Genomic DNA, 14038 nt, shown 5'->3' with positions numbered 1-14038 from the left:
GCCATGGGAATGGAGATGCCGGAGTCCGTGCGGTGGCTCATGCCGATCGTGGTCGGCGCGAACTGGCCCGAGGGCGACGAGGAGAAGCTGCGCGTCATGCGGGACGCGTGGACGGTCGCCGCGAAGTCCGTGGAGGAAGTGCTCGGCGACGGCAACAACGCGTCGAAGGCCGCGCTGGGCTGCATGAGCGGCCAGACCGCGGAGAAGTTCGAGGAGTACTGGCAGAAGTACGTCGAGGGCGACGCCTACCTGGTCAACCTGCAGCAGATCTGCACGGATCTCGCCGCGGGCTGCGACAACGCGGCCTTGGGCGTCGAGTACACGAAGCTCAGCATCATCTTCGCCCTGGGCATCCTGGCGATTCAGATCGCCGCGATGATCGCCTCGGCGGTGGCCACGTTCGGCACGTCGACCGCGGGCATCCCGATCGCGCAGGCCGCGACCCGGATCACCGTCCAGATGATCTTCCAACAGCTGGTCAAGCAGATCCTCATCAACGTCGCGATCAACGTCGGTGTCGACGCGGCCATCCAGGGCATCCAGTTCGCCAAGGGTGACCGGAAGTCGTGGGACGTCGGCAAGACGGTGGACGCGGGCATCGCGGGCGTCGCCGCCGGCGTCGCGTCGGGAGCGGTCGGCATCGGCAGCAGCGCGCTCGGCACCACGACCAGCAACTTCGCCCAGGCCGCCGGACGTGGTGCGGTCGAAGGGGCCATCTCGGGTGCGGCCGGCAACATCCTGAACAACGTCGCGCACGGCAAGGTCAGCCCAGGCGACTTCGTGAGCGGTGCCGTGTCCGGCGCTGTCTCGGGCAGTGTCGGCGGTGCGGTCGGCGGGATGAAGGGCCGTCACGACGGCCTGGACAACACCTGGGCGACCGGGACGTCGCAGAACCGCGAGGTCACCGCCGGGTCGAACACCCAGGGCCACACCTTCACGACGCCGGACGGGTCGACCGTGCGCGCCGCGGATCCCCGGAACCCGTACACGCCGGGGTGGAGGTCCGATCGGGCGGGCTACTGGACCACGGTCCCCGGTGAGATCGGGCCGAACAACGTCAACGACCCGCACGACAGCGACTACCAGGTCAAGTCTTCGGCGAACCCGCCGCGGATGGTCGGGCACCTCGACCTGCCGGACCCGCCGCCTCCACCGCCGAAGAAGTAGTCACCGCCAGGGTTGCCAGCCAGGGATCGGGGCGTGGTCCGCACGGGTCTCGCCCCAGTCCGGGCTGCCTGGCGGCAGCACGTTGTGCTCGGCCAGCCGCATCCGCCCGCGCACCCGCCACCAGTCGCCCAGCAGCCCCGCGGTCAGCAGCCCCGAGATCAGGCTGCCGACCCACACCGCGGAGCCGATGCTGAGGAACATCCACGCGAAGCTGCCGGTGATGGACGCGATGAACAGCCGCCACCCGATGCCGACGGTCAGGTAGTTGCCCCGGTTCGTCCCTGTCGTCCGACGCACGGCCCACCGATGCAGCTCGCGCCATTCCTCGACCGAGGTGATGCTCGGCCGCACCTCCCGCGATCTCTGCCGTGATCTGATCAGCTCGGCCAGCTCTCCGGCCTGTTCCAGGGGAAGCAGCCACTGCTGCGGACGGGCGACGAGCCGCACCATCGACCCTCCGCCGAGGCGGAGCGGCACCCCTCCGGGCACCCGCCACATCTCGTCCGGTGCTGTGCCCGGTTGCACCAGGGTGACGTCCGCCAGCCACATCGCCTGCGGGTACACCCCGCCGTCGTGCGCCAGGTCCAGCTTGTGCACCAGGCGATCCCGCTGCACGTACAGCCGGGTGCCGTTGCGCAGCCGCACCTCCACCTCGACGTTGCGACCGAGGTTGGCGCCCAGCCGGAACATCCGTGCGCCGAGGTGACCCAGCAACGGGCACAGCACCAGCAGCACGGGGATCCAGACGAAGCCGCCCCGGCCGATCAACCAGAACACGCTGATCGGCACCGCGAGGAACGCCACCCGCCCCCAGACCCGAGGCACGTTCCGGTTCAGCACCCACACCACGCCCGCGATGCCCGCGAACGCCATCGCGGGCCACGTCTCGCCGGGCGTCAGGAACAGCACGACCACCGGCAGCACCACGGTTCCGGCCAGTGCGAGCGCCGCACCGGCCAGCCGGCGCACCGCGAGCGACGGTCCGGTGAGCGCCACGGGAAGCCCCTGCACCGGAGTGGTCCGCGGGCCGGGAACAGGGGGAGCCTCGCCGACCTCGTTGGTCTCGGAGACGACGGTGGCGCTGGAGTGGACCTCGGCCAGGCCCGAAACCTTGGACCGCACCAGGGAGACGAACCTCTGCGGCTCCTCGACCGGCAGCACCTGTTCGCCCCTCGTGGTTCGCAGCACCACGACCTCGCCGTGCGGCACGGGCAGGCCGCGGCCGTCGGTCAGCGTGATCCACGGCCGCTCGCCGGGCACCGCGGCTCTGGTGCTGATGCCGAGGAGGTCGTTGAACGCGTAGGACACCTTCGTCGGTCCGGAGGAGTCCAGCCGTCCCCCGCCGGACGCCGCCGTGATCTCCAGGCCGTTGCTCGTGACCTCGACCGCGTCGGTGTACCAGCTGGGCCGCGGATCGACGCGGAACTCGAACAGCACCTTGCCCGGCGCGCGCTTCGACACCAGGTGCGTGAGCCAGGTCGCGACGAACGGGACGCCGACGATGATCGGCATGTTGATCAAGGGGTTCTTGCTGCCCATGACGATCACGAACGTGATCGCGGCGACGGCCGACACGCCCAGCGCGACGAATGGCCAGTGGTGCGGCTTCATGGGCCTCATCTTGGCAGCTGAGGTGTCGTCGCGCGGGTGAGCCGGGCCGCGTAGGAGTGCCAGCCGACCTCGGGGAACTCGGTGCCCGCAGTGCGGCCGTCGTGCCCTGGGCGCGACGACGTGCGGCTTCAGTCAGGCGGGATGGGCAGGGCGACTGGGCCGTGAGCGCCCATGAACGCGGCCGGGCCCGGAACAGTCCGATGTGGATGGTGCGCGGCCAGATGGCGTTCGATCTCGGCCTTCAGGAAGACGCCGCGGACGTCGTTGGGGTGACTGGGTTCGCGGGTCGTGCGGCGGACCTCGTGGCCGCGTTCGGTCAGCAGGCGGGCCACCGCGCCGCCCTGGGTGCCGGTGATCCTCATCGGGGGCCGATCCAGGAGATGTGGCCGTCCGGGCGGACGGTGGTTTCGAGGCCGTCGAGCACGGTGGTGGCGCCCTTGCCGTCGGAGAGGTCGAGGCCGGGGACGAACGTGCCCGCCAGCGGGTGGTCGCAGCCCGTCTCGTAGCGGATGTCGGTGCCCTGGACCATCGCGGAGATCCGGGTCTTGACCTCGGGGAGGTCGAGCAGGTCGCTGACGAGCGAGTGGAGTTCGCGCGACCGCGGGTCCGGCCGGGTCAGCGCGACCTGGGCCAGGGTGTTGCGCAGGACGCGGTCGGCGACCGGGTGGCGTTCGGTGGTGTAGGTGTCGATCAGGGCCGAGTCGCCGGTGGCGAGTTTCCAGCCCAGGTTGAAGGCGTCCTGCAGGCCCAGGTTGAGGCCCTGGCCGCCGAACGGCGAGTGGACGTGCGCGGCGTCGCCGGCCAGCAGGACGTTGTCGCGGCGGTAGGTCGTGGCCTGGCGGGTGTTGTCGGTCCAGACGGTGGCGGTGTGGACGTGCCTGATCCGGACGTCGTGGCCGCTCACCCGGCGCAGCGCGGCCTCCAGGGTGTCGCGGGTGACCTCGCGGGTCGCCGGTGGGCCGTCGTACTCGATGAGCATGATCCGGCCCCGCAGCGGTCCGGACGCGTACACGCCGGACGCGGTGCGGTGCCAGCCGTTCGGCAGGTCGCCGTCGAGGTCGACGACCGCCTGGTGGCCGGTCAGGGTCGGGCCGGTGCCGGGGAAGTCGAAGCCCGCGAGCCTGCGGACGGTGCTGCGGCCGCCGTCGCAGCCGACGACGTACTCCGAACCCGGGTTCAGGTCGGTCACCTCGACGCCGCGGCGGATCCGCACGCCCAGGTCGAGGGCGCGGGCTTCGAGGAGGCGCTCCAACGCCTGCTGGGTGAGCATCGTGAGTGGCAGACCGTCCAGTTTGAACAGTCCGGCGAAGTGGCCGGTGGAGCGGCGGACGGGCCACGCGAGGCGGGTCGCCTCCTCGGCGCTCGCGGCGTCGATGGCGGGGCCGAAGCCGCGCATGGCGAGCATCTCGCGGGTGCGGCCGCTGATCATCTGGGCCTTGATGGTGCCGGACCGGGTGGCCAGGCGTTCCAGGACGGTGGTGCGGACGCCTTGCAGGGCCAGTTCGCACGCCAGCAGGAGGCCGACCGGACCGGCGCCGACGACGGTGACGTCTGAAGCTTTCATGCTCAACATTTGAGCGTGAAAACATCGCGTCGTCAAACTTCATTTAGACTGACGTGGTGACAGAGCCGATCTACTCGTGGCTGTACGTGCAGCAGGGCGTGGACGCTGTGAAGGCCGCGATCGGGCGGCGCATGGAGGCCGAGGCCGCGTGCTCGCTCCTGGAACACGTGGCGCTCTACCAGTTGCACCACAACGGCGGGCGGCTGCAGATGTCCGGGCTCGTCGAGCTGCTGGACGTCAGCCCGTCCGGGGTCACGCGGCTGATCGAACGGCTGGTCAAGCGCGGCTGGGTGGTCCGGGAACAGCCCGCGGACAACCGGCGGCTGGTCATCGCCGTGCTCACGCCCGAGGGCGAGAAGGCCTGCGTGGGGACCACGGCACGGGTGTACCGGGAGACGCTGGCAGAGGAGTTCACCGAGCTGCTGAGTGAACGCGACCTGGCCGACCTGCGCCGGATCGGTCGCAAGCTGATGGAGGGGCACGGGCGCTGGGACGTGAAGAGGTTCGCGCCTTCAGACGAGTGACGGCAGGACGTGCTCCTCGGTGACCATCAGACCCGTGGTCGCCATGGTCTCGGCGAGGGCCGGATCCCAGCTCGCTTCCTCAGGCCGGCTTTTCAACGTCGGCAGCTCGACCCCGCGCGCGATCAGCGTGGCCACGGCCTCGCGGTAGTCGGCCGCTGACATCCGCCACGCGGTGCCGCCGGTCCAGGCGAGAACCTCGTTCATCACGCGGATGCCGTCGGGCGTGAAGTCGTGGTGGCACCGGACGGTCCTGCCGTCGAGGTGGTGCCTGGCCTGCGGGGTGAGGCCGTCCGGGAGCACCATCAACGGGCCGGGCACACCGGATTCGAGCAGCCGCGGGCTGCGGACGACCGTGATCTCCTGCGCTGCCAACGAGTCGTTGAGCGTCAGGTAGCCCTGCGAGGTGAGAACGGGGTTGCGGTAGGCGTCGGGCAGGACCCCGGAGCGCTCCCAGTCGGTACCGGCCAGTGCCAGCGCCTTCCGCACGATGCGGGCGAGCGGGCGGCCGTCGTCGAGATCGTTGCCCGCCAAGGCGAACCGGGTCGTCCACCGGCGCGGTTCGGGGCGCAGCCGAGCGAGGATCGAGGCGGCCTGGTTCGCGATCATCGGCAACGCGGGCTGCGGGATCTTGCCGTACCTGCGGACGTGCTCGATCCACTCGGCCGCCCAGGACTCCTGCAGCAAACCGTGCTCGCGCAACGCGAACTTCAGCACCGCGTCCGCGGTCGAGGACTCCTGGGACGTCGACAGGCCGATCGGCTTGCCGTGCACGGATTCCAGCACTTCGGGCAAGGAGCTGCCGTGCGCGCGGATGTGCTCGTCCAGGCGTGCCAGCGAGATCTGGCGGCGGGCCGGATGGGCGACGGGCTTGCGCAGCAGCTCGCCGAGCACCGTGGCGGTGCCGGCGTCCTCCACGCGGAAGCTGAACGCGGAACGGCCGCCGCCCTCCATCGTCTCGCGGGCGAGGCGCCAGAACTCGGCGAGCTCGGGGCGGTCGTACTCGGTCACCTCGCCAACATAGCCGGTGGGCCTTGACAGCCAGGGGTGAGGAGCGGACTCTTCCTAACCATGAGCGTTCTGCCTAATCGTGATAGGCAAGCCGAACGGCGTGAGGCAACTCGGCGGGAGATCGTCGACGCCGCGTGGGAGATCGCGCGGCGCGACGGGCTGGCCGCTGTCACGTTGCGGGAGGTGGCGGGCATGATCGGGATGCGGTCACCGTCGCTGTACTCGCACTTCGACTCGAAGAACGCGATCTACGACGCGATGTTCGGGCAGGCCTGGACGCTCTACCTCGCCGAGATGAGGGAGCACCACGCGCGGCTGCCCGAGCCGCCGCGGAAGGCGGTGCTGGCGATCGCGGAGCACTTCTTCGCGTTCTCGCTGGCCGACGCCGCCCGCTACCAGCTGCTGAACCAGCACGCCATCCCCGGCTTCACGCCCTCGGAGTCCGCCTACGCGCCGTCGGTCGAGGTCATCGGCCTGTTGCAGGACACCCTGCGAGGGCTCGGTGTCCCCGGCGGCGCCGACGTGGACCTGTTCCTGGCCCTGTGCGGCGGCCTGCTCGACCGGCAGCTCGCGAACGAGCCAGGAGGGGACCGCTGGCTGCGGCAGCTGCCCCGCGTGATCGACATGTTCGCCGATGAAGTCGGCCTGCCCGGACCGTCCCTGAGGAGCTCACGATGACCACCGCACTCACCGCCAGACCCCGCGTCTCCGCGCTCGACCGCGACACCGCGATGCGCCTCGCCGCCACCGAGTACGACCGGGTCGTCGCCCTGCTGGAAGGGCTCGCACCGCACGACTGGGCCAAGCCCACGGACTGCCCCGCGTGGGACGTCCGCGCGGTGGCGGCGCACCTGCTCGGGATGGCCGAGATGTCGGCGTCGATGCGCGAGAGCATGCGGCAGGTCAAGGCGGCTCAGGCGCGCGGCGGGGTGTTCATCGACGAGCTGACGGACCTCCAGGTGACCGAACGGGCGGGCATGGCTCCCGCCGGCATCGTCGCCCGCTACGCCGAGGTGGCCCCGAAAGCGGTGAAGGCGCGGCGGCGCATGCCGTGGTTCGTGCGCAGGCAGAAGATGCCGGCCGCGCAGGTCGTCAACGCGCGTGAGGAGACGTGGACGCTCGGGTTCCTGTCCGACGTGATCATGACCCGGGACCCGTGGATGCACCGGACCGACCTCGCGCGGGCCACGGGCGCGCCCCTGGTGCTGACGGCCGAGCACGACGGCGTGCTGGTCGACGACGTGGTCCGCGAGTGGCACGAGAGGCTGGGCCGCCCGGTCACGCTGCGCCTGACCGGGCCCGCGGGCGGTACCTGGGGCGAGGGCGGTCCGGAACTGGAGTTCGACGCGGTCGAGTTCTGCCGCGCGCTCTCCGGTCGCGGGACCGCCCCGCTCGACACCGAAGTGCCCTTCTAGGGGTCGATCCGGTCCAGCGCCGCGCCGTCCCACGTGGTCTGCGTGCACGCGACGCCCCGGCCGTTCTTGGGCCGCAGCACGTCGAAGATGTGCATGCGCGGGATCTTGTCCGACACGCCCCAGCCGCTCGGCCAGGTGATCACCCAGTCCATGTCGAGGTCGACCAGCAGGCCCAGCATGCGCGCGATGGTCGGGTCGTCGAGGCGTTCGAAGGCCTCGTCCAGCAGGACCAGGCGCAACGGGTCGAACTCGTCGCTGACGGCGTCGTAGAAGCTCGCCGCGGCCGCGAACAGCGTTACGTACGAGATCAGCCGGGTCTCGCCGGACGAGAGCTGGCGCAGCCGCCGTTCGCGCGGATTGCCGTCCGGGCCCGTGTCCGCGACGGTCACCGTGAACTGGTGCCACGTGCGGTAGTCGAGGGCGCGCGACAGGATCTCGGCGTAGCCGCCGGAGTGCGTGTCCCGCTCGTTCTCGATGCGTTCGGTGAAGACGCGGCGCAGCGTGGCGTCCTGCTCGGGCGTGCGTTCGCCGAACGGCAGCCGCACGAGCGCAAGCGCTTGCCGCGTCGAGTCGTCGAGGGCGCTGGACGACTTCCAGGCGAGCTTGACGTGCACGCCCTGGCTGGACCGGGCCTGGCCGAGCACCTCGTTCATGCGCTTGGTGAGGCTCTCGGCTACGGAGATCTGGCCGCGCAGCCACTCGGCCAGGTCGCGGATCAGGTAGTCGGCGAAGATCCCCTGGTACTGCTCGTCCAGGAACCCGCGCTGCTCGGCCAGCTTCGTCGTGACCTGGCGGGCGGCGACGGCCACGGGCTTCGCGCCCTCCTCGCCGGTCACCGTCACGGTCAGCAGGCCCGCGTGCTGCTCGGCGGCGATGTCGTGGCTGCCGGCGAGCGCGGTCTGCAACGCCTGCAGCTTGGCGATCACGGTCGCCTCGGTGCCGCCACGGCGGTCGGGCGTCTCGGCGATGGCCTGGCGCACCTGGGCCTCCTCCGGAGCCTCCGGGAACGCCGCCGCCAGCAGACCGGGGGCGCGGACGGTCGCCTGGAAGTTCGCGGAGGCGCGTTCCAGCGCTTCCGAGGCATCGGCGACCTGCGTGGAGTTGCTCTCCAGCAACGCTTCCAGCTTCGCGGCCTGCTCACGCGCGGTCGTGATGCTCTCGCGCACGCCCTTGAGGTCCTCGCGCATCTTCTTGCGCGACTTCTCCAGCGACGTGAGCTGCTCGCTGATCTCCTTGGCCTCGCCGCCGACCGCGTCGGTCAGCTCGGCCAGGGTCCCGGCCTGCGCCGCGTAGTCGACGCAGCGGCTGTCGGCGTCGGCCTCCGCGGTCTGCCGGTCGGCGACGGCCTCGTGGTAGCGGTGCGAGGCGTCGGTGAGGTCGGAGATCGTTCCCTGGCAACGCCTTCGCACCGCGTCGCCGAGCAGGTCGGCGGTCCGCTGGGCCTCACCGGCAGCCGCCTGGGCCTGCCGGAGCGCCTCGGTGTCGGACGACAGGTCGGCGTCGCCCGCCTGCCGGGAGAGTTCGCTGCGCGCCGCTTCGAGCCGGGAGTTGGCGTTCTCCAGGGCATCCCGCAGTTCGAACGTGCGCTGCTGGGATCGTGCCGCGGACTCCTCGGCCGCCTGGACGCGGCTGTGCTTCGCGATCAGCTCACCGTCGGCGGGGAACGCCGCGAGGTGCGCCTCCCAGGTGGCGACGTGCTCGTGGGCGCGCGCCAGTTCGTCCTCGGCGGTGCCGAGCCGGCCGCGCAGGTCGGCGAGTTCCTCTTCCAGGGCCACGATTCGGCGGCCTCGGGCGGCTTCCCGCGCGCCCGCGCCGATGAACTCGGCCTCCGGCTTGGTCCAGCGGCCGGTCAGCACACCCGTGCGCCAGTCACCGGTGGTGGTCATGTCGTCCAGCGACACCGCTTTGAGCAGGTCCGCGACGAACGTCTCGGGCACCGGCGAGCCTTCGACCGCCGGCACGAGGTAGTCGGTCAGAGAACGGCCGTCCGCGGCGGGCCTCGGCACGGCCAGGACGTCGTTCAGCTCGGCGTCGGCCGGCGTCACCCAGGCGTCCAGCAGGCCGCTCGCCTGCAGCGCGGCCTCCAGCCCAGCCCGTTCCTCGTCGGTCAGCGACGGCACGAAGTCGACCAGCCGGTAGAAGGGCGCGCCGACAGCGGAATCGCGGTCCGCCGACGTGTACTGGCCCGGCATCGGCACGCGCTCGTTGCCCGACCGCAGTCCGATGAGCTCCTCGTCCAGCGTGTCGAGGCGAGCGCGCAGGTCGGCGCGCTGCTGGGTGAACTCGTGCGCGGCGTCGCGAGCCGTCTGCACGAGCGGACCTGCCCATTCGCGGGCGGTCGTGCTCAGCGCCTTCGCGGCGGCCGGATCGGCGGTCCTCGGCAGCTTCAGCGCCTCGGCAGGGCGTTCGTCGCGCAGCGGGCCGCTCGACGTCCACACCTCGACCTGCTCCAGCCAGGCCTGCACGACCTCGGCCAGTTCCTGCATCTCCTGGTTGCGCAACGAGGTCGACTCGGTCGCGCCGAGCTGCGCGTCGCGGGCCTTCTGCCGCAACGACTCCACCTCGCGCTGCTGCGCGTCCAGGGCCAGCGCCTGCTCGTGCAACGCCAGCGCGAGCGCACCCCGTTGGCGGGCAAGGGAAGCGATGCCCGAGGTCTGGTCGACCACCGACGTGAGCGCGGCCAGCACGTCCTCGGTCGCGGCGGCCGGTGGAACCCGGCGTTCGATCGGCAGGGGACCGGCCTCGGGATCCGGCTTGGCGCGCACCGAGGCCGTGGTCACGGTGGCTTCGGCGGCAGGCACCTGCGGCACGTCCGGCGCGAGGTCCGAGTCCATCCCGGCCAGGCGCAGGTTCTCCCGCAACGGGTCGCTCAGCGCGTCGGCGGCCTGGAGATCCTCCGCGAGGCGCTTCAGGAGCCGCAGCACGTTGTCGACGGACGCGTCCTCCTGGGCGCGCTGGCGGTGCGCCGTCTCGAGGGCGGCGACGGCGGAGGACCGCATCTGCGCCACCAGGTTCTCGCGCGTCTTGAGGTCCTGCAGGTCGCGGAACGCGGGCAGTTCCTTCAGCGCCGCGATGGTCTCCTCTGCCTGCTGCTCACCGGTCTCCATGTCGACCAGGGCCTGCTCGGACGCCGTGCGCTCCATCCGCGTGAGGTCGAGCTCCTGCGTGAGCTTCGCCTGCTCGCGCCGGAGCTTCCCGACCGACTTCTCGGCGCCCTCCAGCCGTTCGGACGCGCTGCGCAGCCCGCCGAACGCGTAGTCGCTGTAGGTCTTGAGGAACGTGCCGAGCGCACTGTCCGCAGAGGACAGTCGCACGATGTTCTCGCGGATCGACTCCAGGTCGTCGAACGACGTCGCGAGCTGCTCGACCATCGCCTGGTCCAGCGGCGGCAGCGCGTCGCTCAGAATCTGCTCGAGCTGGCCCTCCAGCACCTTCAGGCCGACGTCCGGGTTGCGCAGCGTCCGCTGGAGGTGGAGCAGGTCGCCGTAACGCGCCGCAGGAACGCCGTAGACGGTCTCGGCGACCTTCGCGCGGAACGCCGGTTCCTCGAACATGCAGTCCGCGCCGATGAGATCCCGCAACTGCGCCGGGCCGTGCGGAACGCGTTCCGGGCCCGCGAGCTGCAGTTCCGCGCCGACGCGCATCGGCGTGACGAAGCGCCACGAGTCCGTGATCGCCTGCGAGGTCTTGGACGCCTTCACGCCGAGTCCGCACGTCAGGTACTCGTTGCCCGAGTGGTCGGCGGCGTCGCGGATCAGCTCGACCCACGCGTAGCCGATGCGGTTCGGGCCGCCGTCGTAGTCGTCGAGCATCAGGCGCCGCAGGCTGACGGTGTCGAAGCCCTTGGAGCCGAGCTGGCGCAGGTCGCCGTCCAGGCACAGCGGGAGCAGCAGCTCCAGCGTGCGGGACTTGCCGGAACCGTTGGTGCCCTGGAAGATCGCGCGGCCACCGGAGAAGTCGAACGTCTGCTCGGTGTACTGCCAGATGTTGACCACGCCGCCGCGGTGCAGCCGCCACCTGCTCATGAAACGTTCTCCTCGTCGAACAGGGACCAGCTCGGTACTTCGGACACCACGACGGGTTGTTCCGGTTGTTCTCGTTCCGGGTCGCCGTCCGGGGACGGCAGCCAGCGGTGCGCGGCCGCGCTGACGGCCCACGTGCCATCGTCCTGTTGTGCCGCCAACCCCATGCGGCGCAACAGTTCCGTCACCTCGGCGACCAGCCGGTCGAGGTCGTCGGTGAACTGCTTCGACCACGCGGCGGGATAGTCCTCGACCAGTCCGGCGCAGACCTCGCGCAGCCGTTCGACGGTGACGACGTGCCGTGCGGGCGCGTCCTCGTCCTCGCTGTCCAGCAGGTCGGGCAGCGCCAGCAACGTGATGCGGGCGACCGTCGAGACTCCGGGGAACGACAGGTCGGTCAGGAAGTCCTCGGGGTCGGCGGCGAGCACGCCCTCGACCCTGCACTCGGTGTGCAGGCCGAAAGCCTGCTCCAGCAACGCCGTTTCCTTGCGCTGGTTGCGGCGCAGCCACTCCGCCTGCTCGTCCGGCAGGTCCGCGTAGAGCACCAGCGGGGTTTCGACCAGCTTGCGCCGCACCGCGTGCTCGATGCCGCGCGGACCGGGACGTGCCGCGAGTTCGATGAGGTGGGCGGGGTTCTGGGCCTCGCCGACCGGGCCCGTCACGAGCTGGCCCAGCAGGTCGGTGTCGATCGTGATCAACGCTTCCTGGGGCAGCACGTCCTGCGCGACCGAACCCTCGGTCTCGTGCAGCACGCCGAAGGAGACGAGGTGGCGCAGAGCCGCGGTGAGCGCGCGCCGTTCGGTGACGTCGTCCGGCGCGTCGATGCCCGCTTCCACCGCGGCGGAACGGATGTCGGCGACGAGCCTGCTCAGCAGCGTCTGCCGGCCGATGCCGGTGAGGACCGCGAGCGTGAGGGCCAGGTAGGCGTAGCCGCGCGGGGACATGCTGAGCACGCCGCGCGTGTCGTCGTTGCCGGGGCCCGACTTGTAGAGGCGCGCGAAACGGCGTTCCACGACCAGCCGGTAGCCGAGCAGGCCCGCGAACAGGTCCTGGAGCGTCGCCCGGTGCCGGTAGACGAGGCTGAGCAGCTCGCCGTCCGGCCCGTCGGAGCGCAGCAAAGGCCTGCGCAGCAACGTGCGCGCGCACCGCACCACGTTGGCGGCGTCGATGTCGGAGAGGTTGTCCAAGTGGTTCATTGCTTCAGTGCCACCGTCGCGTCGTGCAGGGTTAGCGTCCCGGCGGCCGACTTGATCTGAGTCGTCGTGCCGTGGGCGATCTCGAGTTTGAGGCCGCGCACGGGGTCGCTGGCCGATCCGCTGTCGTGCGGGGAGTCGCGCTGGGCCATCGCGAGCGTCAGCAGCTCGCAGAAGACCTCCAACGCGCCGTGCGTGAGCGTGGAGTTCTCCAGGTTTCCGGCGGCCTTGGTCAGTTCCGCGACGTGCCTCGCGCGGATCTCGTCCGCCTCCCGGGCCTCCGCCAGCAGCGACTGCTCGGTCATCGGGTCGTCGAGGATCCTGGACGGCCTGCCGCGCCCGCCCCGGTCGCCTCGGGTTCTGACGCTCACGGTGACGTCGCAGACCGGCCCGTCGCGCCACGGCGTGCGTTCGTTGTCCGAGTCGTGTTCGGGCGCGGGGGAGAGGTGCCGGGCGCTGTAGAGGCCGAAGGCGGACGCGTAGATCTCGTGCGCTTCTTCGCGGGTCGAGTTGTCGAACCAGCTCGCGAGTTTCAACAGCTCCGCGCGGCGTCCGGGGAGGAGGCCGCCACCGGACGTCGCGCGCTTCACGCTGGCCAGGAGGCTGCCGATCGCGCGGGCCGTGGCCTCTCGCAGCGCCGTGACCTGGCTCGGGCGGCCTGGACGGTCGACGAACCAGTCCGTCAGCTCCTGCCAGTCCTCCGGCGTGCGGCCGCGGGCGCGTTCGACGTTGTGGCCGAGGTCGGTGCCGAGGAGCCGCAGGAGCTCGGTGCGGGCTTTCGTGAAGCCGGCCAGGGCCTCCGCGATCGGGGGCGTGTACTTCAGGACGTCCTCGACGACCCGCTGGATGTACTCGACCAGCAGGTTCCGGAAGCCGGCGATCTCCTCGGGCGCGAGGTGGTTCCTGGTGACGACCTGGCCGAGGTAGGCGTAGAAGTCGCGGACCGTCGCCGCGAGCTCGGCGTGCTGCAGGAACAGCGTGGTGACGCGTTCGGCCAGCAGTTCCTTGGTCTTGTCGCCCTCGTTGAGCAGGGCCACGCTGAGCGATCCGCCCAGCTCGTTGAGGCCGCGTTCGATGGCGGGGAGCAGCTCGCGGGAGACCTCGCGGGCGCCTTCCGGGACCCGCAGCAGCTCGTCGACGTCGCGCTGGACGCGGACGGCGAGCTTGGAGACCTGGTAGCGGACGCTGCCGTGCTGGAACTCGGCGATGCTGGCCGCGACGACCTCACGCCGGCCCTGGACCAGGTTGCCCCACTCGACCAGCTGCTTGAGGCGGTTGATGACGTTCTCGATGCGGCTCTCGCCCTGCTCGACCCTGCCCTCGCGCTCCTGCCCGGCCAGCGCGCCCGCGACCTCGCCCGCGCTGAGATCCGCCAGCAGCGTGGAGGTGAACAGCCGCATGATCGCCAGGTACGTGCGCTGGTGATCGCGCGCGTCCAGATAGGCGTACAGCTTCAGCCGCTTGTGCTCCACGACCGGCCACCCTAATGCGCGTGCGGGTGTGCTGCGGCGCTACGGTGCCTTCGACGAGCTGG

11 protein-coding genes are annotated in these 14038 nt (G+C 71.0%); 4 read left to right on the top strand and 7 right to left on the bottom strand.

From position 1 onward, the window contains the following. The first annotated feature begins 3 nt into the window (after window positions 1-3). Window positions 4-1167, top strand: a complete 1164-nt coding sequence (locus SK854_RS38700) for a WXG100-like domain-containing protein (RefSeq protein WP_319980114.1) — start codon at window positions 4-6, stop codon at window positions 1165-1167. On the opposite strand, the gene SK854_RS38695 is transcribed toward SK854_RS38700, so the two are convergent. From SK854_RS38695 to SK854_RS38685, 3 genes are all read right to left on the bottom strand, one after another. Beyond that, window positions 1168-2778, bottom strand: coding sequence for a hypothetical protein (locus SK854_RS38695; RefSeq protein WP_319980113.1), 1611 nt, complete (start codon window positions 2776-2778; stop codon window positions 1168-1170). It abuts the gene before it with no gap. 128 nt (window positions 2779-2906) lie between these two features. Next, a complete protein-coding gene (locus SK854_RS38690; RefSeq protein WP_319980112.1) occupies window positions 2907-3140 on the bottom strand; it encodes a hypothetical protein in 234 nt (77 codons plus the stop codon). Then, window positions 3137-4342, bottom strand: a complete 1206-nt coding sequence (locus tag SK854_RS38685; protein WP_319980111.1) for an FAD-dependent monooxygenase — start codon at window positions 4340-4342, stop codon at window positions 3137-3139. The genes SK854_RS38690 and SK854_RS38685 overlap by 4 nt, the downstream gene beginning before the upstream one ends. A gap of 56 nt (window positions 4343-4398) precedes the next feature. Here SK854_RS38685 and SK854_RS38680 point away from each other — a divergent pair, with 56 nt between their 5' ends. Next, complete coding sequence (locus SK854_RS38680; protein ID WP_319980110.1) at window positions 4399-4866, top strand: MarR family winged helix-turn-helix transcriptional regulator; 468 nt, start codon at window positions 4399-4401, stop codon at window positions 4864-4866. Here SK854_RS38680 and SK854_RS38675 read toward each other — a convergent pair. Beyond that, window positions 4855-5874: a DUF2399 domain-containing protein gene (locus SK854_RS38675; protein WP_319980109.1), complete on the bottom strand. Its 1020-nt coding sequence runs from the start codon at window positions 5872-5874 to the stop codon at window positions 4855-4857. The genes SK854_RS38680 and SK854_RS38675 overlap by 12 nt on opposite strands. Before the next feature lie 60 nt (window positions 5875-5934). On the opposite strand from SK854_RS38675, the gene SK854_RS38670 reads away from it, so the two are divergent. Further along, window positions 5935-6552 (top strand): TetR/AcrR family transcriptional regulator, encoded by a 618-nt coding sequence (locus SK854_RS38670; protein WP_319980108.1) that lies wholly within the window; start codon window positions 5935-5937, stop codon window positions 6550-6552. Beyond that, a complete protein-coding gene (locus SK854_RS38665; RefSeq protein WP_319980107.1) occupies window positions 6549-7289 on the top strand; it encodes a maleylpyruvate isomerase family mycothiol-dependent enzyme in 741 nt (246 codons plus the stop codon). The genes SK854_RS38670 and SK854_RS38665 overlap by 4 nt, the downstream gene beginning before the upstream one ends. On the opposite strand, the gene SK854_RS38660 is transcribed toward SK854_RS38665, so the two are convergent. The 3 genes from SK854_RS38660 to SK854_RS38650 are packed head-to-tail and all read right to left on the bottom strand — an operon-like array spanning window position 7286 to window position 13976. Continuing rightward, on the bottom strand, window positions 7286-11314 hold the full coding sequence (locus SK854_RS38660) for a TIGR02680 family protein (RefSeq protein WP_319980106.1): 4029 nt from the start codon (window positions 11312-11314) through the stop codon (window positions 7286-7288). The genes SK854_RS38665 and SK854_RS38660 overlap by 4 nt on opposite strands. Next, window positions 11311-12507, bottom strand: coding sequence for a TIGR02678 family protein (locus SK854_RS38655; protein WP_319980105.1), 1197 nt, complete (start codon window positions 12505-12507; stop codon window positions 11311-11313). Before SK854_RS38655 ends, SK854_RS38660 begins: the two co-directional genes overlap by 4 nt. Further along, window positions 12504-13976, bottom strand: coding sequence for a DUF2397 domain-containing protein (locus tag SK854_RS38650; RefSeq protein WP_319980104.1), 1473 nt, complete (start codon window positions 13974-13976; stop codon window positions 12504-12506). The genes SK854_RS38655 and SK854_RS38650 overlap by 4 nt, the downstream gene beginning before the upstream one ends. Between the last annotated feature and the right edge of the window lie 62 nt (window positions 13977-14038).

Origin of the sequence: Lentzea sokolovensis, from assembly GCF_033949975.1 — a bacterium.
GTDB classification, from domain to species: Bacteria; Actinomycetota; Actinomycetes; order Mycobacteriales; family Pseudonocardiaceae; genus Lentzea; species Lentzea sokolovensis.
The sequence above is the reverse complement of the archived record's forward strand: the minus strand, read 5'-3'. Positions and strand labels throughout refer to the sequence as shown.